The sequence below is a fragment of the Lichenicola cladoniae genome, assembly GCF_013201075.1.
Classification (GTDB): domain Bacteria; phylum Pseudomonadota; class Alphaproteobacteria; order Acetobacterales; family Acetobacteraceae; genus Lichenicola; species Lichenicola cladoniae.
The window spans coordinates 514,486-535,145 of sequence record NZ_CP053708.1 but is presented as its reverse complement, the minus strand read 5'-3'; the positions used below and the strand labels follow the sequence as shown (position 1 = coordinate 535,145).

Genomic DNA, 20,660 nt, shown 5'->3' with positions numbered 1-20,660 from the left:
TTTGCGCGTTTCGCATTGTCGAAGTAGTGGGATTGAAGCACCTCTCGCGGCGACCGACTACGGAAGTTCTGGACCGGGACGAAAGCACACCTTGGACACAGCGCACTCAACGACGCGGCGCTCTGCCCGCCTATCGCAAGCACGGCTACGCCAGAGGCGGACAACGTCGTGGTCGCGCATTGCGGTGATCATGTTGCCCTTCATCTCAACTGCACGGGCGTCGGACTGCCTTGACGCCGCACGCTCGGCCGAACTGCGCAATGGAATTCCGTCCGGTTTACTGACGGCGATCGGCAGGGTGGAAAGCGGCAGCTGGAGTTGGAGCGTCAACGGCAACGATACCGAGCCCGGCCGCCGCTTCGATAGCGCCGAGGAAGCCGAGTTCTATGCGCAAGGCCTGCTCGCCTCCGGGAAGCGGATGATCGATCTTGGCTGTTTCCAGATAGACCTGCTTTATCATGAGGACGTGTTCCAGCAGTGGCAGGACGCGTTCGACAGTGACCTCAACGCCCAGGCAGCGGCAGGCATCCTGAGCCGGCTGCACGAACGCACCGGCGACTGGAGCCGGGCGGTCGCGCTCTACCACTCCGCCGATCCGAACCTCGGTCAGTCGTACCTGCATCTGGTGATGAATGCCTGGGAGGGGGGCGGCTCCAGCCTGAACGGCTCTGCCCGGCTGCCAGAACCTGACTCCTACAGCGTCCACAGGGTCTCATCTTCGTTCGATATCGCGGTCTGGGGTCCCGGCATGGGCGGTTCGACTGCGAAACCGGCGCGCGGCGGTGCGCACGTCTTACCGAGGATCATTACGCCCTGAACAGAGCCGGCAGCGGCAGATAAGCCAGCCCGGTGCGCTGCTTCTGCTCGCGTCGCAAATCCCAGATCCGGTGCAGAATCGTACAGAGCATGACCATTATCACGAGGCTGCTGCAGCTATGCAGCCAGTTGGACAGGATGAAGCAGGGCACCATCATGCTCGCGATGATCGCAAGCACCTCTCGAAACATAAAAGTGCCATCTGCGCGGCGGCGCTCGTCAACGAACAGAAGTACGGCACCGGTAAACAGGGGCAAATCGTAGGTAAAAGCATACGGAGCAGCCAAAAAGGTAGCGGCACTGAGGGCCGCAACCTCGAGCCGGACACTGCTATTTCTGCTATGGTCCTGGGTCGGTCGTCGGAAGCAATACCAAACGCTGAGCACACTAAAGAGGCAAGTAGCGACTTGCGCAATGTTGGCGAGACGCCAGCCAACACCTGCCGTCATCAGGTTAGATGCCACCGTTGCCTGGGCCGGTGCCCAGATCGTAACCTGAGAGGAGCGCATATCGATGATCGAAGAAAGATGATGAAACCAAGCCAGCCACACCGGCATTCCGAATGCCAGTGTGCTGAGCAGAATAACACACAGCGCGGTTGCGCATGCGGCCGACATGGTTCGCCATTGCCCGGCTGCGACCAGAGCCACCGGCACAAGAAGCCCGAGTTGCGGCTTGTACGTAGCAAGCCCGATCAAAAGGCCGGCCAGCAGCGGACGACGCGGCGACAAGGACAGACCGCCGATCAGCAGTGCCGCCAGGAGAAGGGTGCTCTGGCCTACGAACGCCGTCCATAACGTCGACGGCGCAACGACGACAAGCAGCGCGAGTGGCCACCCGTCTCGAGAGCCTGCAATGGCGACGCAGCAGGCAACGAGGCCGAGGCCGATCCAGAGCACGTAGCCAACATCAAACGGAAGATACGCCAGCGGCCACAACAGCAGCATCATGCCCGGATGGTACAGGAACGGGAACACCTTGTTGTGAGGCAGATCCTGAAACCGACGTAGTAGATCCTGGTCATAGATCAGCATCGGCGGATGCTGCCGAATGAAGTGCGAGAAGGAATTAAAGGCGAAAAAGTCGTTGGCTTCGTACGGCTGGGTGCGACAGCTGAGCACGCCCAAGAGCGTCAGGAGCGCGCAGAGAGTCACGACGGTAAAGTATAGGTACCGGACCGGACGACTGGAGACGGACCATCCGTCCAGATCCTGGACAGGGCTGAGCGGCGGCTCCGACTGCTCCCCCTGCTGCTCCAATCGAACGCCCGCAGCACTCAAATCCATAATAAGATTGTAGGCCGTTTTGTTATCGATACAATACATCGGCCGGCTATTGATAAGATAGTTACCCGCATGTGTCTAAAATGATATTTCCCTATGAGATGTGTCTTTTACTAGAAGGTAGGAGCCGGCTAAATTATGTTTGATGCTTATCTGCAATGTTTTTCAAATAATCCATTGCGTTAAACGAATGTCATTGAGAGATAGAAAGTCTTGGAGTAGAAGCCGAATTGCCATCCGGCTCTCACCTACTGACGTTAATAGCAGGGCAATCCCACATGATCGAATACCTGAAAACTTACTGGAGCCTGAAGCATGACCAGCGCGCGGTGACGGCTCTCGAGTATGCACTCATCGCGGGCCTCATCTCCGTTGTCCTTGTCGCCGCCGTCGGTACATTCGGTAGCAAACTCTCTGGTGTCTTCACTAGCATCGGTACAACCCTCGGCACCGCAGCGGTCACCGGCTAAATACACGCGATGGCAGGTGGTCGGGCAGCCGCCTTACCACCTGCATCAGTTTACATACGTATAACGATTACAGAACAACTTGACTGTTACTGAGATGAGTGCCGGTTCGTGCGTATTGATCGCCATTCCGCTCCTGTTGGCCGCCTCTGCCAGCGATCTCACGGCACGCATGGTATCAAACCGAGTGTGCCTCGCGCTCGGCGTGGACGGCGTGGCGATGCAGACCGTGGCACATACACTTCCCGTCTCTATCCTCGCGATGCTTGCCGTCTTCATTCCGGCCCTGATCTGCTGGCGCCACGGCATCATGGGCGGTGGCGATGTGAAACTGTTCGCGGCTACCGCTCTCCTGGTGCACCCGGCTGCGGTCCCGATGCTGGTGCTCGCCATTGCTCTCGCCGGTGGCGTGCTTGGCGTGTCGTACTGGACAATGATGCACCTGTTGTCCAGGCCGACGACGTCCCCGCCCGCCAATCCGTTCCGGCGCATCCTGCGTGTCGAGCGGCACCGGATCTGCCGCGGTTTTTCATTGCCCTACGCTGTCGCGATCTCGATCGGGACTTTCTACGTGCTTGGTAAGGGACTGCTCTCGTGATCCTGCGTCTGTTCCTGTTCGGCCTGATGGGAATCGGGCTTGCCGGGTTCGGCACCTTCGGATGGCGCGCCATCCATCCGCCGGCTTCCTTGCCGCAGGCCGCTCTGGCCACACCCAAGGTGACGCCGGTCATGCTCAAGCTGCTGATCGCAGCCCATGACCTGGTAGCCGGATCATTCCTGCGTCCGGAGGATCTTTCCAGCGCGTCGGTTGCCGAGGACGCGGCACCGCCGAACGCACGGCGCGATACGCCCGCCGCCCGTGCTCAACTGCTCGGAGCCCTGATACGCCGGCCGATTCCGCACGAGGCCGTGCTCGATCCCGACGACCTGCTCCTGTCCGGCGAACACGGATTCCTGGCCGCGATCCTGACGCCGGGGATGCGGGCCTTCACCATCTCGCACGACCAGATCGTATCCGATGCCGGACTGATCTGGCCGGGCGACCGGCTCGACCTGATCCTGACGCAGCAGATGCCGGGTACGGTGCCTCTCGACCGCCAGGTCTCGGCGGAAACGGTGCTGGTCGACCTGCGCGTTCTGGCAATCGACCGGCAACTCGTGCAGCCGCAGACGACCGATGACAAGCGGTCGGGAAGCAACGATGCTCCGCCGAGCGCTTCCGTGACGGTTGAAGTCTCCCCAGCGGACGCGGAACGGCTCGCGGTCGCACTGCGGCTCGGCAAGGTGGCATTCGCGATACGCTCCGCCATCCCCGGCATGGCGGACAAGGCACCGAACCAACCGCCCCTCACGATACCCACTCCTGGAAGCACGACGTGGGCGGGTGCCGTCATGCATTCGCTCGATGGCCTGCAGCCACCGCCCGCCGTCTCGGTTCACGTGTTCGAGGGCAATGCCGACAAGGAATATAAATTCTGATGCGTTGCGAATGGACCATCGCGGTTCTTGCGCTGGCTTGCCTGGCGGCCGCGCCTCCAGCGGCAGCACGTAACCTTCAAGGCCTGTCACTGGAAGCGGGCACCGGTCGTATCGTGAAACTGCTACGGACGGCTGCGAACATCTTCGTAGCCGATCCCAAGGTGGTGGAAGTCCGGCCGGCCAGCGCGCAGTCGCTGTTCCTGTTTGGCCTGAAACAGGGTCACACGACGGTGGCCGCACTCGATTCCGACGGACAGACCGTCGCGCTCTACGACGTGGTCGTGGGCACCAATACCAACGACGCAAAGGTCATCGCCCGCTCGATCGCCGCCTCGTCCTCGGATCTGGCGGGTCCTGCGGGGCAGGTCACCGTGCGCCCGGAGGCGGGCGGCGTCACGCTCAGCGGGACCGTGCCGGACCCGATCCATGCCGAGCGAGCGGAAGTTGCAGCGTCGCTGAACCTGCCGAGCGGCGAAAAGGCTGTCGACGCGCTGAACGTCAACAGTTCGGTCACGGTCGGGCTGAAAGTCCGGATTACCGAGATGACCCGGCAGGTCACCCGGGATCTCGGCGTCGACTGGTCGGCGCTGGGCACGATCGGCAAGTTCGCGCTCAACTTCGCGACCACCAACGGCGTCGGCAGCACGCTGAAAAGCGTCTATACCGGCAAGGGGCTCAGCGTCGACACAGTGATCGAGGCGCTGGCGACGGATAATCTCGTCCGCGTCCTGGCGGAACCAAACCTGACAGCCCGGAGCGGCGAAAGTGCCAGCTTCCTGGTTGGTGGTGAGTATCCAATACCTGTCTTCCAGAATTCGGGCGGCGGCAATGGCGGCATCTCGATCGAATACAAGCAATTCGGCGTGTCGTTGTCGTTCGTTCCGACCGTATTAAGTTCGGGACGCATCAGCCTTCATGTACGGCCAGAGGTCAGCCAGTTGGCGACAGCCGCCTCGGCAGGTGCCATCACGCTCGCGGAAGGCAACGGCAGCCTGTCGATCCCGGCGCTTACGGTCAGGCGCGCGGAGACCACGATCGAGCTCGGTTCGGGGCAGAGCTTCGCCATCGCCGGACTGCTGCAGGACAGCTCGACGCAGGCGAACAACTTCACCCCGGGCCTTGGCGAGATTCCGATCCTGGGCGCGTTGTTCCGCTCAGACAGCTACCAGCATAATCAGACCGAACTGGTAATTATCGTGACGCCGTACATCGTGGGCTCGGCCAGTGATCCGAATATGCTGCACGATGCGGGCGGAAACTATGCCCCGCCCAACGACCTGGAGCGCGTGTTGCTGCTGCGTCAGCGCGGTCGCGGCCGGCCGGCACCGATACCGGGCGATGCCGGATTTATCATTCGATGAGCCCGTATCGCTCGGCCCGGCCGTACGTCCCGCTTCTGCTCGGAACGCTTCTGCTCGGCGGCTGCAATCCATTCGACCAGCCCGGCACCTGGCATGCGACAGGCGTCAACCAGATGAACCTCGATGCCGAAGCGATCGACAAGACCGACACCGTCGCGGGTCACGGAACTCCCGGCTCGGACGGTATATTGGATGCCGCCGCGGTGCTGCGTTTGCATACCGACAAGACCAAGCCGCTGAAAATGGAGTCAACGTCCGGGGGAAGCGGAGCGAGCACCGGGGGAAACGCATCGCAATGAGCGACAACGTCCCGCAGCCGGAACATGGGAAGCAACAAGCGTCGGGCGAGGGCAACTCCGATGGTACGACCAAGCCGGCCCGTCACGACCGGCCGGTCCTCATTGCCTATGCCGCCGATTCCGCTACCGAAGCCGCGTTGCGCGAAGGGCTGTCGGAGACATTAGGGGACACGCTGGAGATCCGGCGCGGCGGTATTCGCACCGCAACCGCGGCGTTGCGCCGGATCGCCACACCACGCACCCTCATTATCGATGTGGGCGGCGAGGCGCAGCCGCTATCGGCACTTTCCGAGCTGGCGGACGTGCTGGAGCCGGATGTCCAGGTGCTGGTGGTCGGGGACCGGGGCGACCTCGATTTCTACCGCCAGATCACCCGCGGCCTCGGCAGCGTCGACTACCTGCCGAAACCACTCACCCGGGACATGGTGCTGCGCCATTTCGCACCACTGGTATCCGGCCAGAATACGGCGTCCAGATCAACACAGGCCGCTCGCTTTCTAGCCGTCACCGGCGTCCGCGGAGGCGCCGGCGCCACCACGATCGCCGCCTATCTGGCCTGGCATTTCGCCGTCGACAGGCGCCAGCACACGGCGCTGCTGGACACCGACCTGCACCGCGGCAATGCGGCAATGCTGCTCGGCGTCCGCGTCACCGGCGGCCTGCGCACGGCCATGGAAACACCCGAGCGTGTCGACGAGTTGTTCATCGAGCGCACGGCGCAAATCCTCGACACCAACGTTGCCGCGAACCGGCTTTCTGTACTGGCAAGCGAAGAACGTCTTACCGAGCCGCTCTTCTACGAGCCTGGAGCGGCAGCGAAACTCATTGGCATGATGCAGCGCCGTTACACGGTGATCGTCGGCGACGTTCCGCTACAGCAGGAGCCGCACATGCTCGACTTCATGAAACTGGCGCACCGACGTATTTTCGTGATGGAGCCTACGCTGGTTTCGATCCGTGACACGCTGCGCATGCTGGCGCTGCCGAGTGGACCGATGCAGTCGGAACGGCCGATCATTGTGCTGAACCGTATCGGCCAACTTGGTGGGCTTACCCGGCGACAGGTGGAGGAGGGCCTGGGAATTGTTCCGGAGGTGACGATCCCCGACATGCCGAAGCAGCTTGGTCCGGCTGCGACGCTTGGCCTGCCGGAAGCAGCTCTGCGTGGGAAGTTTCGCGACGCCATACTGGAGCTTGCTAAGTACGCGGCATTCGAGCGGTTGCTCGACAGCCCGGGGACCCAAACCGACATGTTCAAACGGCGGCGAGCCGACCAGCCGCCGGAAGCCCGGCCGGGCGGCGGGCGGCCGGGCCGCGGTCGTCTTCGACTTGGAGCACGCGGATGATCCAGAGCCCTATTTTTGGCCGACGATCAGCGCAGGAGGACAGTCCCGCATCGCTTGAAAGACCGGAGGCGGAAGGCCCGGTCGTTCTTTCCGTGCCGCTGCAGGATCCGCAACCCGGGACAGTCGTGACACCGCCAGCCGATCTTAAAGCTGTAGTCGTTCCGGGATCGGCGATACGCATCCTCGCGGCCCCGCCATCGCGTGGTATGCCGAGCTCCCATAGCGAGGCGGTGCGCGAGCTTCGTCGGCTGTGCCTCACGCGGATCGAACCAAGCGCTATTATCAACACCACACCGGAACGATTGCGGATCGATATCGAACGGCTGGTATCCGAGATCGCGACCTCCAACCGCATTCAGCTAAACGGCCGCGAGCAGCGCCAGCTGGCAGAGGAGCTGGTCGATGACATGCTGGGCATGGGCCCATTGCAGCCGCTGCTCGACGACGACAGCATCGCCGACATCATGGTCAATGGTCCGGACTGCGTGTTCGTCGAGCGCGGCGGCAAGGTGGTGAGGACCGATGTCCGGTTCCGGGACGCGTCGCACGTCATCGGGATCTGTCAGCGCATTGCCGCCGGTGTCGGCAGGCGGGTCGATGAATCGAGTCCGATGGTCGATGCACGGCTCAAGGACGGTTCGCGGGTGAACATCGTCCTGCCGCCGCTGGCTCTCGACGGGCCGTATATCTCGATCCGGAAATTCGGCAAGAAGCCGATCGACTTCGCGAAGCTGATCGGCTTCGGCGCCTTGACCGCACCGGTAGCCCGCATCCTGGAAATCGCCGGCCGTGCGCGGCTGAACATCGTCATCTCCGGCGGCACCGGCTCCGGCAAGACCACGATGATGAACGCGATTTCGCGCATGATCGACCATGGCGAGCGGATCGTGACCATCGAGGATGCGGCCGAACTGCAGCTGCAGCAGCCTCACGTGGTGCGACTGGAAACGCGGCCATCCAGCCTGGAGGGGCGTGGGGAGATAACGCAGCGCGACCTGGTGCGAAACGCGCTGCGCATGCGCCCCGACCGCGTGATCATCGGTGAAGTGCGGGGGGGCGAGGCGTTCGACATGCTGCAGGCGATGAACACCGGCCATGACGGATCGATGTCGACGATCCATGCCAACACCGCGCGCGACGCGATGATCCGCATCGAGAACATGGTGCAGATGGGCAATACCGGCCTGCCGTCCCGCGCGATTCGCCAGCAAATCACCAGCGCGGTCGATCTCGTGGTGCAGGTCGAGCGTCAGCGCGATGGCGGTCGGCGCGTCACCCAGGTAACCGAGGTGATCGGCATGGAAGGCGACATCGTTACCCTCAACGACGTCTTCCGCCTGGAGATCATCGGCGAGGATCCCAGCGGGCGCCTGATCGGCCGCTACAAGGTCAGCCGCATACGTCCGAAATATCACGAGCGGCTGTCATATTTCGGTCTCGACCGCGCCTGGATGGCAGCTCTCGACGAGGCGGCTCGATGAACGCGGCGAGCCTGCTGCTGCCCTGCTCCTTCCTGCTGCTGTTTGCGGCGGCACTGGGCCTGCACGTCGCGGCACGATCAAGACAGCTGGTTAAGAGGCGCAACGAGCGGTTCCGGGCCGCACTCGATCGGCACGAGCGCATGTCCTTCGTCGACCTGGTGGAATCGGACGGCCTTGCGACCAAACCCGCCCGGGACACGCGTGCCTCCCCGATCAGCCGGGTATTCGGCTACGATGCGCAGCGGCTGGACCTTTATCCACTGCATCCGGTGACGGTCGTCGGCATCGCGCTGCCGCTGGCGGCGCTGGTGGCAGGCGCCACGACTCTCGTGGCCGGACGGGCCGGTCTGTTGCTGACCGTGCCGCTCTGGCCTATCGCCGCGAGGATGTTGTTCGGACGCTGGAAGCGCAAGCGTGCCTCGACGCTGTTCGAGCAGTTTCCCGATGCGCTGGCGATGGTGGTGCGCGGGGTGCGGGTCGGCATTCCGGTCGGCGATGCGATCGCCTCGGTGTCGCGAGACGGCCCGCCCCCTACAGCGATCGAGTTCGGCCTCGTGGTGGACCAACTGGCGATCGGCCTGCCGCTGGACGAGGCACTGCGCATGATGGGAGAGCGCAACGGACTGCCGGAATACCGCTTTTTCGCCACCGCACTCAGCCTGCAGAGCCAGACCGGCGGCAATCTCGGCGAAACCCTGGAGGGGCTGGCCGACACCATCCGCAAGCGCGTTGCGGCCCGCTCGCGCGGCTATGCCCTGGCAGCCGAGGCGCGTACCAGCGCCAATGTGCTGACGGTGTTGCCGGTCCTGCTGTTCATAGCGCTCTGGTTCATGAACCCGCGCTACGTGATGACACTACTGACCGAACCGACCGGGCATATCATCCTGGGTTTCACCCTTGGATTGCTCGGCCTCGGGGTCCTGTCGATGCGCATGATGATCCAGAAGAGCCTTTCATGATCCAGGATGCCTCCATTTCCGGGGGCCTGGAGGCCGCGGTCTCTCTGTTTGCCGGATTGCTGCTGGCCGGTGGCACGGTGGCGATCGACCGGCGGCTGGCAACAAACAGGATCAGGGTGCGCATCAAGGACGCGCGCAACCGGGCGATGGGCATGCTCACCGAGGAGCCGGAGGATCGTCCGCGCCCGATTGCGGCCATGATCGCGGCGCTGGGCAGCGTCATCACGGCGAGCGGCCTGCTGTCGGTCAAAACACGGGCAGAGCTCGAACAGACCCTCCGCGCCGGCGGGATGATGACGTCGCATAATTTCGAACTGTTCGTGGGTGCCAAGATACTGCTCGCGATCGGGGCGCCGGTCGGCGCGTTCGCGCTGCTGCGTCATGCCGCGATGAGACCGATCCTGTTGTTTGGGCTTGTCGCCGCCGCTGCCATAGTCGGACTGATGCTGCCCAACATGATCATCGGGCAACGTCGCAAGACCTACCTCGCAGCGATCGAGAAGGGCCTCGCGGACGGGCTCGACATGATGGTCATTTGCGCGGAGGCGGGGCTTGCGCTGGAGTCCACGATCCAGCGGGTCAGCGTCGAGGTGGTGCATGCGCATCCGAAGCTCGCCACCGAACTGACCATCACATACAACGAGCTCACTTTGGGATCGGATACGCGCACCGCGCTCGTCAACATGGGCGAGCGTACCGGACTTGTCAGCCTCAGGCGTCTTGGCACTACGCTGGTGCAGTCGATCCAGTACGGCACTCCGCTGAGCCTCGCGCTACGGACGCTGGCGACGGAACTCCGTCAGGAAACGCTGACTCGTTTCGAGGAGCGCGCGGCAAGACTGCCCGTGCTGCTCACCATCCCGATGATCCTGTTCATCCTCCCCTGCGTCTTCCTCATCGTCGCCGGCCCGATCGCCGTGCAGGTGCTGAAGGCAATGAAGCACTGATGGTCTCGCCCATGTCCTATTTCCGCTTCCGCCCGCTTGCATCGTCCTGCGTCTTCCTCGGCATGCTGGCGCTGACCGGTTGTGCCAACGGAGGTAGGCAGCCGGCAGCCGGCCGACTTGGCCTCGGACTTGCGGATAGTGCGCTTGCGGGAGGCGCGCCCAGTCTTGCGCTGCAGGTGTCGAAAGCAGTGCTGGCACGCAACCCGAACGACGTGCCTGCACTGCTGCGTCGCGGCGATGCCTATTATCAGCTCGGCGACTATCCCAGGGCGGCCGCTAGCTACCGGCAGGCGCTGACACTGCACGTGCGCAGCGTCCCGGCACTGATGGGCCTAGGCCGCGTGGCGCTGGCGACCAGCCCTGCGGAGGCCAGCGCCCGCTTCAGCGAGGTTCTTGCCCTGGAGCCCACGAACCAGGCAGCCATGTCGAACCGGGGTGTTGCACTGGACCTGTCCGGACTGCACGCGGAAGCGCAGGACGACTACCGGCGAGCGATTGCGCTCGCTCATGCGGACGCCGCGCGTGGCATCGAGGTCGGCGCAGACAGCGGGGCATTGGCGGCAACACAGGTCGACCTCGCGGTCTCGATGGCGATCAGCGGCCAGCCGGCGGCCGCCGTCCGCATCCTGCAGCCGATCGCCTCATCGCCGGACGCAAGCCCACGCGTCCGCCAGGACCTGGCAATGGCGTTGGCGCTCGACGATCGTGCGGACGACGCGGCTCGCCTGCTGCTGACGCAGATGAGCCAGAGCCAGGCCCGTAGTGCCATGTCCGGCTATCAGGCATTGCGCGAAGACGCGACGCCGCCGCCACCACCGCCCGGCGATGGCTCCTGACGTGCGGCCAGCCGCACATGCAGTGCGTCGGAGCGGGCCTGACGCGTTGCTGAGGCATTTCATACAGTCGCGACGTGGCACAACGGCGCTGGAATTCGCACTTGTAGCCCCGCTGTTGCTGACACTGGTGTTCATCATCATCGAAAACGGACTGATGCTTTTCGCCCAGGCCGTGCTGGATAACGCCACCGTCATGGCGACGCGCCAGATCCAGATCGGCACGGTTACGACGAGCGATACGTTCCGCTCGGCAGTGTGCTCGAACATGTCGACGTTTCTCGATTGCGCAAATCTCAATTTCTACGTCACCACCTCGCCGGGCGCATTCCCCGCCCCCGTGACCCCATCGACAAGCGGGGCGTTCGCCAGCAAGACTTTTTCCGTCGGAAGCCGGGGCGATTACGTGCTGGCCGAGGTCGCCTATAATCGGGCCTTCGTCGCACCCTGGGTGATCAGCCTGGGCGGTGCCTCATGGGTCCTGCTCTCGACGCAGGCTTTTCAGAACGAACCGAAGTTGGATGCTGGTAATTGAGTGGCCCGGGAGCGAGGCGGCTGCATAATTGGAAGCATCTGTGGCATGATCGCCGCGGTGTCGCGGCTGTGGAAATGGCGCTGTTGTCGCCGGCTTTGGTGATGCTGTTCCTCGGCACGTTCGAGATAACGCAGTTGATCCGGGTCAAGACCAAGATGGCACTGGCGGCCCAGGTCATCCAGGACATGGTAGCCAGCCAGAACAGTGCGACCGCAAGCACGCTCAAAATTGCTTACTCCGGTGGTCAGCTGGTCATGGCGCCATTCACGGGCGCCGGCCTGACGGCTGCAATCGCCAGTGTTACCTTCAACTCATCTGGAGCAGCGAATACGGTTGCCTGGCAGATGCTGGAGGGCAATGCCACCGGAATGACCAAGTCGGCTGCCTGCACTTTGGCAGCGAGGATGAGCCTTGGCAGCGACAGCGTGATCGTTGTCACGACCACCTACGCCTACACGCCTGTCCTGTCCTACATGCTGGGCAAGAATTACCTTCTCACCCAGGTTACTTTCGGCAGGCCACGCAACACCGGCAGTATATCCGGACCGAATACCTCCCCCGCCGGTCTGACCGGAAACTGTTGAGAGTCCGATGACCCCATCGCGCATCATGAATTCCCTGCAATCCGCACTGACGGTATTTCGAACAGCGAAGCGCGGCGCGGTTGCGGTGATGTTCGCCGTGATGATGATCCCGATGATCCTGGCAACGGGGGCGGCCGTCGATTTCGCACGTCTGGAGATTCTGAAGACGTCGCTGCAATCTGTCGTCGACGGAGCGGCGCTCGCCGGCGCCAGCGCCTTGAGCCTGCCAACCGGATCAAGCAGCGCGATTACGGTTGCGACTGCATATTACAATAAAGGTGTGGCCTCGTTAGCCACCACCGCCACAGTGAGTAGTCCGACCGTCACCATCCCAAGTACGATCCAGGTCACGGTCGTAGCTTCCGCGACGCTGCAATACAGCTTCATGAACCTTGTCGGAAGCGGTCTATCCGTGCCGATTACGGCATCTGCAAAGGGGCCAGGCTACCAGCTGCAGGTAACAAAGACCGGCGGCTTTGATGCACAAGCTTATGATGGCAACAGCATTTATTTCTATAAGGTGTCGGGCAACACGGTGCCGAGCTCGACCAGTCTGAAGTTGTTGTTTACAAATGATCCGGCAGTCGATCCGGATTATCAAGTCGATAACACAAAACCTAAGGCGATTCAGGTCGGTCCTAACGACAGCGTCGGCTTTGCACTGATCAACAAGACGGCGGCCCGTCAAAACTATAGTCCGAATGGTTATGGAGCACGTGCGGGTTCAACACATTATTTTTATTCCAGTCTGTCTACACCGAGTTCGCTTGAGTACAAGCCACAGCCTACGTTCACGACCGGAAAGACGAAGACGACCACGACATCCAAGAACGGCCATACAACTTCGACCACGACCTGTACTAACACCGCAATAAAAACGACAGTCACCGACTACGTTACCGGCATTGCCAATGGCACCAAGATCCAGAATTGTAACGCGCATCCCTGCACGACGCTCGACAACGGTGTCGTGCTACAGAATAACTTGGTCGTTGGTAATAATAATGCCTGCTCGACGCCCGCAACCGCGACAAGGACCTGCCTCCAATTACAGGCGACGCCGCTCCTCTTCGCGTGGAACGACATGGGCGGTGGCGTCGACGACTACGACTATCAAGACGCAAACTATACGGTGACCTGCGTGCCGACCTCGACAGCCGGCACTGCCATTCCGCAGCCCAACTCGGTAACGTTAGTAGATTGACATGCTTATAATCTTGAACAATCAGGAATTAGTTGTCAATTTTACTCAGTAGCAGTGAAGTTTTGTTGTACGGAGTACTATCTCGAGCCGATGACTCAGATTAACGGCCCTCACAACACCATGAACACCACGCAAACGGAAGATCTACCGCTGCTGAACCATACGGCGTTTGCCGGACGGAACGGTGCACAGGTTTCAGTGGATCCGACCAAGGAATGACACTCGCATGCAAACTTTCTTGCCGGCTGATGAAGTCACCAACCGTTCGAACATCATCCTTGCCGACTTATACCAGGTTCTTCAATTCCTTTTCATTATAATGGAAGTTTCGGCATAGACCACAGAGTCTACGGAAGAGCCGCACCCAATTTCGCTACCCGAGCATCGACAACGCACGCGTAAAGAATTGCTCGCCACCGAAGTTGCCCGATTTGAGCGCCATCGACAGATCGGCATGTTGGGCGCCGGTGACCCGCAACACCGGCACGCCGGGCGCGATTTCTTCTCCGACCAGGAATGCCTCGAGGCCGAGCCGGTCCACCACCGCACCGGACGTCTCGCCGCCGGCGATCACCAGCTGATCGACGCCGGCCGCCACCAGACCCTCGGCAATCGCGGCGAGCGCCTGCTCGACCACATGGCCGACCGCCAGACCGCCATGGCTGCTCTGCATCGCCTTTACCGCATCCGGGTGGTCGCTGCTGGCGATGAGCACCGGCCCCAGCTCGATCCTGGCGCGTGCCCAGTCCAGCGCGTCCGACACGACCTGATCGATGCCGGAGTCGAGCATGCGGGCGACGTCGAGGCGCAGACAGGCGATGCCGGATGTTTCGGCGACCGCGATCTGCTGCCGGGTCGCAGTCGAGCAGCTGCCGGCAAGGATCGCGGCACGGCCGGATGTCGGACGGGGGCGCGTGGCATCGCTGGGTTGAGCCGGTCCGGACGGACCGTCGCGAGCAACCAGCGCCCGGGCCAGCCCGGCTCCGAGGCCGGAGGCGCCGGCTGAAACCGGGCCGCTGAGTGCCGCCTGTCCCAGCACGTCGAGATGGCGGGCCGCAACCGCATCGGCGATCGCTGCACCCGCACCCGCCGTCCGGGCCTTCGCGAGCGCTTCGCGTACGGCCTCGACCCCCTGCTCGACGACGGCGAACGGGATCAGTGCGACCGGGGTGGCGCTCTGCCTGCCGAGCACCCGCACCAGGTTGGAATCGCGCATCGGGTTGAGCGGATGATCCTTGAGCGGGCTCTCGTGCAGCGGCACCCCGTTCACGAACAGGTATCCCTCGAACACGCTACGGCCGGTTTCCGGAAAGGCCGGGTTGACCAGCACCGTGGCACCGCCGGCACGCTCCCGCAGGGCGTCGATCACCGGTCCGATATTGCCCTCGTCGGTCGAGTCGAACGTCGAGCAGATCTTGAACAGCACATGCTCGGCACCCCGGTCACGCAGCCATGTCTCCGCCTCGAGCGACAGCGTAACCGCGCGATCGGCTGCGATCGAGCGGCTCTTCAGCGACACCACCACGGCATCGACATCCGGAAGCTCCAGCGACGGTCTCGGCACGCCGATGGTCTGCACCGTGCGCAGCCCGTTCTGCCGCAGCATGTTGGCGAGGTCCGAGGCGCCGGTATAATCGTCGGCGATACAACCGAGGCGAATGCTCACGAGCGCGTTCCTTCCTCGGCGTGGCGGCGGCCGGCATAGGGCGCGAACCAGCCGAGGCCATCCTGCGTCCCGGCGCGCGGGCGGTACTCGCAGCCGACGAAGCCGTCATAGCCGAGCCGGTCGAGCTCCTCGAACAGGAACGGGAAGTTCAGTTCCTCGCCGTCGGGCTCGTTGCGCGACGGGACGCTGGCGATCTGGATATGGCCGATCATCGGCAGCATCCGCCGCAGCGCCATCGTCGCGTCGCCATGCAGGATCTGGCGGTGATAGAGGTCGAACTGCAGCTTCACGTTGGACACGCTCATCGCGTTGATGAAATTGGCGGTCCACTCGAAATCGTTTAGGAAATATCCGGGCATGTCGCGCCCGTTGATCGGCTCCAGAACCAGGTCGAGCCCGTGTCCGCCGAGCGCATCGGCACAGCGCCGGACGGCATCGCGATAGGCACGTAGCGCCGCCTCGTCCGACCGGTCGGCAATGCCGGCCATCAGATGCACCCGGCGAACACCGGTCGCCTCGGCATAACGCAAGGTGGTGGCCAGTGCCGCGTCGAGTTCGGAGGCGCGTGCCGGGAGAGCGGCAAATCCCCGGTCGCCCGCGTCCCAGTCGCCGGGCGGCATGTTGAACAGCGCGATTTCCAGGCCGTTGCGCTGCAGCCGCTTGGCCACGGCTCCGGGCTCGAGCGCGTAGGGGAACAGGCACTCGACGGCGGTGAACCCGGCAGCGGCTGCCGCGTCGAAGCGGTCGGCGAACGGCACCTCGTTGAACATCATCGTCAGGTTGGCGGCAAAGCGTGGCATGGCGTGTCCTTAAACAGGCTGGGGCAACGACAATCCGGATATCTGTGCGTAGAGGCGGGCAACCGAGGCATCGTCGTCCTTGCCCATCCCGGCGGCCGCGGTCATCAGGTACATCTGCAGCGCCGCACCGGCCACCGGAACCGGAAACTGGCCGGCCCTGGCCATGTCGAGGACGATCCCGAGATCCTTCGTGAAGATGTTGACCGCACTGCGCGGCGTGTAGTCGCCATCGAGCACGTGCGGGACCCGGTTCTCGAACATCCAGCTATTGCCGGCCGACTTGGTGATCACCTCATAAACCCGGCGCAGGTCGAGACCCTGGTGGGCTGCGAACGCGATCGCCTCGCAGGCGGCGGCGATATGCACGCCAGCCAGGAGCTGGTTGACCATCTTGAATGCGGCGCCGAGCCCGGCCTCGTCGCCGAGCTCGTACAATGTCCCGGTCATCGCCTGCAGGGCTGGCCTGGCGGCGTCGAACGCTGCCTTGCTGCCCGAGGCCAGCATGGTCAGCTGGCCATCCGCTGCCCGCGCGGCGCCGCCGCTCATCGGCGCATCGAGATAATGCCGGCCGGTCGCCTCGAGACGTGCGGCGAACGCACGCGCGCGTTCCGGCGCCATGGTCGCCGACGACACGAATACGCCGCCCGGCTTCATGGTGGCGGCACATCCATCCGGGCCGAACAACACCGTCTCGGTCTGGTCGGCATTGACCACCACGGCGATGACACAGTCGGCGCCGGCGGCGGCATCGGCCGGCGTGGCACCGATCCTGGCGCCCTCGGCCGCGAGACGTGTGCAGGCATCCTGGTTCACGTCGTAGCCGGAGACCTCGAAACCCGCCCTCATCAGCGACGCAGCCATCCCACCGCCCATCGAGCCGAGCCCGATGACCGCGCAACGCAGGGTCGTGTTCGCGTTCCCGTCCGTCATGTTTCCTCCTGAGGTGGAACGCCTTGCATGGTTGCGCTACCATTGCCAGGATGCCGTGTATCGGCCGCATGATAAAGAGCTGTTTCAACGGGGCGATGTAAAAGCTGGGTAGAATTTCGATGAGCGAAACAAAGTTGCGTGATCAGATCTGCCTGTTTTCCCGATCGCTGTTCGAGCGCGGACTGACTTCGGGATCCTCGGGCAACGTCAGCATCCGGCTGGAGGATGGTGGTTTCCTGACGACGCCGACCGATAGTTCCCTGGGCTTCCTGGACCCGGCCCGGCTGACCCGGCTCGATGCGGCCGGGCATGTGCTGTCCGGCGACAAGCCGACCAAGGAACTGCCGCTGCATCAGGCGCTCTACGAAACCCGGAACGGAGCGGGCGCCATTGTCCATCTGCACTCGACGCATTCGGTGGCTGTGTCGATGCTGCCGGAAATCGATCCGCATTCGGTACTGCCCCCGCTCACCGCCTATTCGGTGATGCGCGTCGGCCATACCGCCCTGATCCCGTATTACCGACCCGGCGACCCGGCGGTGGCGGATGCGATCCGGAACCTGCATGGCAAGCACACTGCGGTATTGCTGGCCAATCATGGGCCGGTGGTGGCCGGCCGGACGTTGCAGGCCGCCATCAACTCGATCGAGGAGCTGGAAGAAACCGCCCGCCTTTATCTCCTGCTCCGTGGCCTGAACCCGCGCCTGTTGTCGCAGGAACAGGTCGAGGATCTGGTGGATCACTTCAAGCTGTGAAACGCGGTTCGATCAGGCTGCCAGGCGGGGTGGTTATACTCCGCCTGGCGTAGGTGAACCCATCGATCTCGATGCCGTGCTAACCCTTGTTTGCTGACACCCGCACGAGTGCGGGAGCTGCTGCAGCGTTCCAGGCTCGTCGCTGCCATCAGGGACGGAGCACACGATCATCAACGCGGAACAGGACCCGGCTGACGAACCGACAGGAACGACAACCAGGCCCGATGGATCAGGCCGCCGTACGCACCGGCTCGCCCAGCTGCGCCAGATGTTTAGCCAACCGTTCCATTCCGAGACGCGGGCTGGTCAGCACCGGACAGGCAACCGCGTCGCCGAGTGAGTCCGCGACCCGTCCCATCGACACCTGCGCCAGCACGATCAGGTCGACCTCGCTGGCCAGGCTCACCAGCTCGCGCGACACGATGGCATCATGCTCGGCGGTGTTTCCAGCCAGGAGCGCATCGAACGCACCGACACAGAGCCGCTTCGTCACCTGCAGCTCCTTGCCGGAAGCCCGGGCGGTCTGCTCGATCAGGCGCGCGGTCGGATCGAGCGTCGTCTGCACCGTCGCGGCAACACCGATGCGCGTGGCGCGCCGCACGGCTTCCTCGGCCATCGCGACGTCGATCTTGAGCATCGGGATGTCGAGCAGCTGCGCCGCCACTTCCGCCGCTTCGCCAACGGAGGAGCAGCAGTTGAGGATCATGTCGGCCCCCATCTCCTGCCCGATCGTCATGTACTGGGCCAGCCGCCGGATCACGGCCGGCGTTACCTGTCCGGCCGCCATGGTGTCCTTAAGCAGGCTGTCATCCACGAGATTGACCAGCCGGACGCCCGGGATGAGTTCCGGCGCCAGCGCGTTCAACGGTGCGACTGTCACCGGCCCGGTATGTACCGCGACCACGATCTGCTGCTTCTGCATGATGGTATCCTTCACGCTCGTTTCGGCCGGGTCAGCCTTCGGTCTTCACATAGGAGCGCCAGTTGTGATTCTCGCGGAAGCCGAGCATCGCCTTGGCCTTCTTGTTCGACAGCAGGCTCTCGAACTCGCCCATCTCGCCCTTAACCGGCACGTTGGGATAGTAGCGACGAACCAGCTCGGCGGTCGGCAGGTCGGACGACGAGTGGTCGTTCACCGCGTTGAACACCTGGTAGCCGAGCCCATCGGTCTCGATGCCGAGCTTGACCAACTCGCCAAGGTCCCGCGCATCGATGTAGCTCCAGGCGATACGCTTGCGGAATTCCGGCTTGGCGAACCAGCCCGGGAACAGGGCATATTCGCTGGGCTCCACCACGTTGCCGATCCGCAGCGCATAGATGTCGGTTCTGGTACGCAGCGCGAACGCCTCCGCGGTGCGCTCGTTGCAGATCTTGGACGTGGCGTAGCTGTCCATCGGCTTGACGGGGTAATCCTCGTCGAGCGGAAAATATTCCGGATCGCGATGGCCGTGCGCGAACACGATGCCGTAGGTGGTTTCGCTGGACGCGATAATCACCTTCTTGATGCCGAGCTTGGTGGCCGCGTCGAGCACGTTGTAGGTGCCCATCACGTTGACGCGATAGACCTCGTTGTCCGGCACGATCATGATCCGCGGGATGGCGGCGAAGTGCACCACCGCGTCGATATGCGGCGGGCTCAGGTCCAGGTCGAACTCGTGCAGGCCGGTGTAGGCCGAGAACGCGTTGAAGACTTGACCGGCATCGGTAATGTCGGCGATCAGTGTCCGCACCTTCGGGTGGTTCAGCGGCTTGGTGTCGATATTCAACACCTCGTAGCCCTGGTCGATCAGGTACTCAACCACATGACGACCGGCCTTGCCGCTGCCGCCGGTAAACAGAATGCGCTTCATGCTCTCAAATCTCCGATTTTTCAGAACTGATACTGATCGATATTTGCGGCATTGAAGATCAGCGGTTCGCTAAACACGATGACGCCATCCTTTGCCGTGAACGAGCCGAGATCGCCGGCGGTGAAGTCGCCGTTGCGCTGGATCGCGTTGTTGACGGCCAGGCGGGCAACATACATGACCAGTTCGCCTTCCTTGACCTCATCCCACAACGGGCTTTCCTTGATGATCCCGGACTTCACGTACTGACGGATCGCGTTCGGATCGCTGCAGCCAGTCACGAACACCTTGCCGGTGCGGCCCAGTTTCTCGACCGCGGCCGCGGCACCCACCTCGGCGGCGCCGTCCGGGGCGATGATGCCTGTCACATCGGCGTTGGCCTGCAGAATGTTCAGGCCGGCCGTCAGGGATTGCGACGGGCTCGACTGGCCATATTGGGTGGTGACAATCTGCATCTTGGGGTAGGTCGCGGTCATGTATTTCTTGAGCGCGTTGATCCATTCGTTCTGGATCGTGGCATCGGGCGTCGAGGACAGGATGGCCACCTTCGCGGTCGGCCCTGCATATTTCGCGACCGATTCGACCAGCGCCTTGCCGAAGGCGGCATAGTCGGTGTTCTGGATAAAGAAGTCGCGGGCATCGGCCGCAACGTCGCTGTCGTAGGAGACGACTTTGATGCCCTGCTTGCGCGCGCGGCGCAGTGCCGGTGCCAGCTGGGTCGGGTTGTTCGACGTGGTGGTGATGGCGTTGAAGCGACGGGCGATCAGGCTGTTGAACACGTCGACCTGGCCCTGCGCCGAGGCGGTGACCGGACCGGTGTACAGGAAGTCGATATTGAGTGCCTTTGCGGCAGTTTCAGCACCCTGCTGGTTCGCCTTGAACACCGATAGCCCGACCAGCTTCGGCACCATCGCGACCTTGATGCGCTTCGAGGTGTCGATGTCGGCGGCCTGGGCGGTGAGCCCGGCCGCGAGCATCAGCGGCAGTGCCGCGAGAGCTGCACGGAGCGTGGACGTCCGACGTTCTGTATGAGCCATGATGTTGATATCCGTTTCCATTGTTTGTTTA

General features: G+C 63.0%; 22 protein-coding genes. 15 read left to right on the top strand and 7 right to left on the bottom strand.

Annotated elements, in window-relative coordinates; all coding sequences use genetic code 11:
* Positions 1-190: 190 nt before the first annotated feature.
* Complete coding sequence (locus HN018_RS02280; RefSeq protein WP_171836760.1) at positions 191-817, top strand: transglycosylase SLT domain-containing protein; 627 nt, start codon at positions 191-193, stop codon at positions 815-817.
* Here HN018_RS02280 and HN018_RS02275 read toward each other — a convergent pair.
* Complete coding sequence (locus HN018_RS02275) at positions 807-2,141, bottom strand: glycosyltransferase family 87 protein (protein ID WP_171836759.1); 1,335 nt, start codon at positions 2,139-2,141, stop codon at positions 807-809. The genes HN018_RS02280 and HN018_RS02275 overlap by 11 nt on opposite strands.
* 236 nt (positions 2,142-2,377) lie before the next feature.
* Here HN018_RS02275 and HN018_RS02270 point away from each other — a divergent pair, with 236 nt between their 5' ends.
* The 13 genes from HN018_RS02270 to HN018_RS02210 all read left to right on the top strand — a co-directional run bounded on the left by HN018_RS02270 (position 2,378) and on the right by HN018_RS02210 (position 13,594).
* A complete protein-coding gene (locus HN018_RS02270) occupies positions 2,378-2,569 on the top strand; it encodes a Flp family type IVb pilin (RefSeq protein WP_171836758.1) in 192 nt (63 codons plus the stop codon).
* 94 nt (positions 2,570-2,663) lie between these two features.
* A complete protein-coding gene (locus HN018_RS02265; RefSeq protein WP_171836757.1) occupies positions 2,664-3,164 on the top strand; it encodes an A24 family peptidase in 501 nt (166 codons plus the stop codon).
* On the top strand, positions 3,161-4,045 hold the full coding sequence (gene cpaB / locus HN018_RS02260; RefSeq protein ID WP_171836756.1) for a Flp pilus assembly protein CpaB: 885 nt from the start codon (positions 3,161-3,163) through the stop codon (positions 4,043-4,045). Before HN018_RS02265 ends, cpaB begins: the two co-directional genes overlap by 4 nt.
* Complete coding sequence (locus HN018_RS02255; protein WP_171836755.1) at positions 4,045-5,406, top strand: type II and III secretion system protein family protein; 1,362 nt, start codon at positions 4,045-4,047, stop codon at positions 5,404-5,406. Before cpaB ends, HN018_RS02255 begins: the two co-directional genes overlap by 1 nt.
* Positions 5,403-5,705 (top strand): hypothetical protein, encoded by a 303-nt coding sequence (locus tag HN018_RS02250; protein WP_171836754.1) that lies wholly within the window; start codon positions 5,403-5,405, stop codon positions 5,703-5,705. The genes HN018_RS02255 and HN018_RS02250 overlap by 4 nt, the downstream gene beginning before the upstream one ends.
* Positions 5,702-7,051: an AAA family ATPase gene (locus tag HN018_RS02245; protein WP_171836753.1), complete on the top strand. Its 1,350-nt coding sequence runs from the start codon at positions 5,702-5,704 to the stop codon at positions 7,049-7,051. The genes HN018_RS02250 and HN018_RS02245 overlap by 4 nt, the downstream gene beginning before the upstream one ends.
* The gene (locus HN018_RS02240; RefSeq protein WP_171836752.1) at positions 7,048-8,532 is read left to right on the top strand and encodes a CpaF family protein; all 1,485 of its coding nucleotides are present in this window, start codon (positions 7,048-7,050) and stop codon (positions 8,530-8,532) included. Before HN018_RS02245 ends, HN018_RS02240 begins: the two co-directional genes overlap by 4 nt.
* Positions 8,529-9,491, top strand: coding sequence for a type II secretion system F family protein (locus HN018_RS02235; RefSeq protein ID WP_171836751.1), 963 nt, complete (start codon positions 8,529-8,531; stop codon positions 9,489-9,491). The genes HN018_RS02240 and HN018_RS02235 overlap by 4 nt, the downstream gene beginning before the upstream one ends.
* Complete coding sequence (locus tag HN018_RS02230; RefSeq protein ID WP_171836750.1) at positions 9,488-10,438, top strand: type II secretion system F family protein; 951 nt, start codon at positions 9,488-9,490, stop codon at positions 10,436-10,438. The genes HN018_RS02235 and HN018_RS02230 overlap by 4 nt, the downstream gene beginning before the upstream one ends.
* Entirely contained in the window at positions 10,438-11,274 is an 837-nt protein-coding gene (locus HN018_RS02225; RefSeq protein WP_171836749.1) for a tetratricopeptide repeat protein, read from the top strand. The genes HN018_RS02230 and HN018_RS02225 overlap by 1 nt, the downstream gene beginning before the upstream one ends.
* Positions 11,264-11,806 (top strand): TadE/TadG family type IV pilus assembly protein, encoded by a 543-nt coding sequence (locus HN018_RS02220; protein WP_275434171.1) that lies wholly within the window; start codon positions 11,264-11,266, stop codon positions 11,804-11,806. Before HN018_RS02225 ends, HN018_RS02220 begins: the two co-directional genes overlap by 11 nt.
* 68 nt (positions 11,807-11,874) lie before the next feature.
* Positions 11,875-12,390, top strand: a complete 516-nt coding sequence (locus tag HN018_RS02215; protein WP_275434170.1) for a hypothetical protein — start codon at positions 11,875-11,877, stop codon at positions 12,388-12,390.
* A gap of 7 nt (positions 12,391-12,397) precedes the next feature.
* Positions 12,398-13,594 carry a TadE/TadG family type IV pilus assembly protein gene (locus HN018_RS02210; RefSeq protein ID WP_171836746.1) on the top strand — a complete coding sequence of 399 codons (1,197 nt, stop codon included), beginning with the start codon at positions 12,398-12,400 and terminating at the stop codon, positions 13,592-13,594.
* Positions 13,595-13,967: 373 nt separating this feature from the next.
* Here the strand turns inward: HN018_RS02210 and otnK are convergent, their stop codons facing one another.
* From otnK to ltnD, 3 genes are read right to left on the bottom strand one after another with little or no spacing between them, the layout of a single operon-like run.
* Entirely contained in the window at positions 13,968-15,260 is a 1,293-nt protein-coding gene (gene otnK, locus HN018_RS02205) for a 3-oxo-tetronate kinase (RefSeq protein WP_171836745.1), read from the bottom strand.
* Positions 15,257-16,060, bottom strand: coding sequence for a 2-oxo-tetronate isomerase (gene otnI, locus HN018_RS02200; protein ID WP_171836744.1), 804 nt, complete (start codon positions 16,058-16,060; stop codon positions 15,257-15,259). Before otnI ends, otnK begins: the two co-directional genes overlap by 4 nt.
* Positions 16,061-16,069: 9 nt before the next feature.
* Positions 16,070-16,990 carry an L-threonate dehydrogenase gene (gene ltnD / locus HN018_RS02195; protein WP_171836743.1) on the bottom strand — a complete coding sequence of 307 codons (921 nt, stop codon included), beginning with the start codon at positions 16,988-16,990 and terminating at the stop codon, positions 16,070-16,072.
* Between the two features lie 119 nt (positions 16,991-17,109).
* On the opposite strand from ltnD, the gene otnC reads away from it, so the two are divergent.
* Positions 17,110-17,745, top strand: a complete 636-nt coding sequence (gene otnC / locus HN018_RS02190) for a 3-oxo-tetronate 4-phosphate decarboxylase (protein WP_171836742.1) — start codon at positions 17,110-17,112, stop codon at positions 17,743-17,745.
* A 229-nt stretch (positions 17,746-17,974) separates the two neighbouring features.
* On the opposite strand, the gene HN018_RS02185 is transcribed toward otnC, so the two are convergent.
* The 3 genes from HN018_RS02185 to HN018_RS02175 are packed head-to-tail and all read right to left on the bottom strand — an operon-like array spanning position 17,975 to position 20,629.
* On the bottom strand, positions 17,975-18,667 hold the full coding sequence (locus tag HN018_RS02185) for an aspartate/glutamate racemase family protein (protein WP_171836741.1): 693 nt from the start codon (positions 18,665-18,667) through the stop codon (positions 17,975-17,977).
* 31 nt (positions 18,668-18,698) lie between these two features.
* Complete coding sequence (locus tag HN018_RS02180; RefSeq protein ID WP_171836740.1) at positions 18,699-19,595, bottom strand: NAD-dependent epimerase/dehydratase family protein; 897 nt, start codon at positions 19,593-19,595, stop codon at positions 18,699-18,701.
* Positions 19,596-19,615: 20 nt separating this feature from the next.
* Complete coding sequence (locus HN018_RS02175) at positions 19,616-20,629, bottom strand: autoinducer 2 ABC transporter substrate-binding protein (RefSeq protein WP_171836739.1); 1,014 nt, start codon at positions 20,627-20,629, stop codon at positions 19,616-19,618.
* Between the last annotated feature and the right edge of the window lie 31 nt (positions 20,630-20,660).

What these genes read in the sequence shown, in the direction of transcription:
- HN018_RS02255 (WP_171836755.1), top strand. Translation starts at nt 4,045, where the DNA reads ATGCGTTGCGAATGGACCATCGCGGTTCTTGCGCTGGCTTGCCTGGCG.
- HN018_RS02225 (WP_171836749.1), top strand. Translation starts at nt 10,438, where the DNA reads ATGGTCTCGCCCATGTCCTATTTCCGCTTCCGCCCGCTTGCATCGTCC.
- otnC (WP_171836742.1), top strand. Translation starts at nt 17,110, where the DNA reads ATGAGCGAAACAAAGTTGCGTGATCAGATCTGCCTGTTTTCCCGATCG.
- HN018_RS02220 (WP_275434171.1), top strand. Translation starts at nt 11,264, where the DNA reads ATGGCTCCTGACGTGCGGCCAGCCGCACATGCAGTGCGTCGGAGCGGG.
- HN018_RS02275 (WP_171836759.1), bottom strand. Translation starts at nt 2,141, where the DNA reads ATGTATTGTATCGATAACAAAACGGCCTACAATCTTATTATGGATTTG.
- HN018_RS02175 (WP_171836739.1), bottom strand. Translation starts at nt 20,629, where the DNA reads ATGGCTCATACAGAACGTCGGACGTCCACGCTCCGTGCAGCTCTCGCG.
- HN018_RS02280 (WP_171836760.1), top strand. Translation starts at nt 191, where the DNA reads ATGTTGCCCTTCATCTCAACTGCACGGGCGTCGGACTGCCTTGACGCC.
- HN018_RS02240 (WP_171836752.1), top strand. Translation starts at nt 7,048, where the DNA reads ATGATCCAGAGCCCTATTTTTGGCCGACGATCAGCGCAGGAGGACAGT.
- ltnD (WP_171836743.1), bottom strand. Translation starts at nt 16,990, where the DNA reads ATGACGGACGGGAACGCGAACACGACCCTGCGTTGCGCGGTCATCGGG.
- otnI (WP_171836744.1), bottom strand. Translation starts at nt 16,060, where the DNA reads ATGCCACGCTTTGCCGCCAACCTGACGATGATGTTCAACGAGGTGCCG.
- HN018_RS02210 (WP_171836746.1), top strand. Translation starts at nt 12,398, where the DNA reads ATGACCCCATCGCGCATCATGAATTCCCTGCAATCCGCACTGACGGTA.
- HN018_RS02230 (WP_171836750.1), top strand. Translation starts at nt 9,488, where the DNA reads ATGATCCAGGATGCCTCCATTTCCGGGGGCCTGGAGGCCGCGGTCTCT.
- HN018_RS02245 (WP_171836753.1), top strand. Translation starts at nt 5,702, where the DNA reads ATGAGCGACAACGTCCCGCAGCCGGAACATGGGAAGCAACAAGCGTCG.
- HN018_RS02185 (WP_171836741.1), bottom strand. Translation starts at nt 18,667, where the DNA reads ATGCAGAAGCAGCAGATCGTGGTCGCGGTACATACCGGGCCGGTGACA.
- HN018_RS02235 (WP_171836751.1), top strand. Translation starts at nt 8,529, where the DNA reads ATGAACGCGGCGAGCCTGCTGCTGCCCTGCTCCTTCCTGCTGCTGTTT.
- HN018_RS02250 (WP_171836754.1), top strand. Translation starts at nt 5,403, where the DNA reads ATGAGCCCGTATCGCTCGGCCCGGCCGTACGTCCCGCTTCTGCTCGGA.
- HN018_RS02270 (WP_171836758.1), top strand. Translation starts at nt 2,378, where the DNA reads ATGATCGAATACCTGAAAACTTACTGGAGCCTGAAGCATGACCAGCGC.
- HN018_RS02265 (WP_171836757.1), top strand. Translation starts at nt 2,664, where the DNA reads ATGAGTGCCGGTTCGTGCGTATTGATCGCCATTCCGCTCCTGTTGGCC.
- HN018_RS02180 (WP_171836740.1), bottom strand. Translation starts at nt 19,595, where the DNA reads ATGAAGCGCATTCTGTTTACCGGCGGCAGCGGCAAGGCCGGTCGTCAT.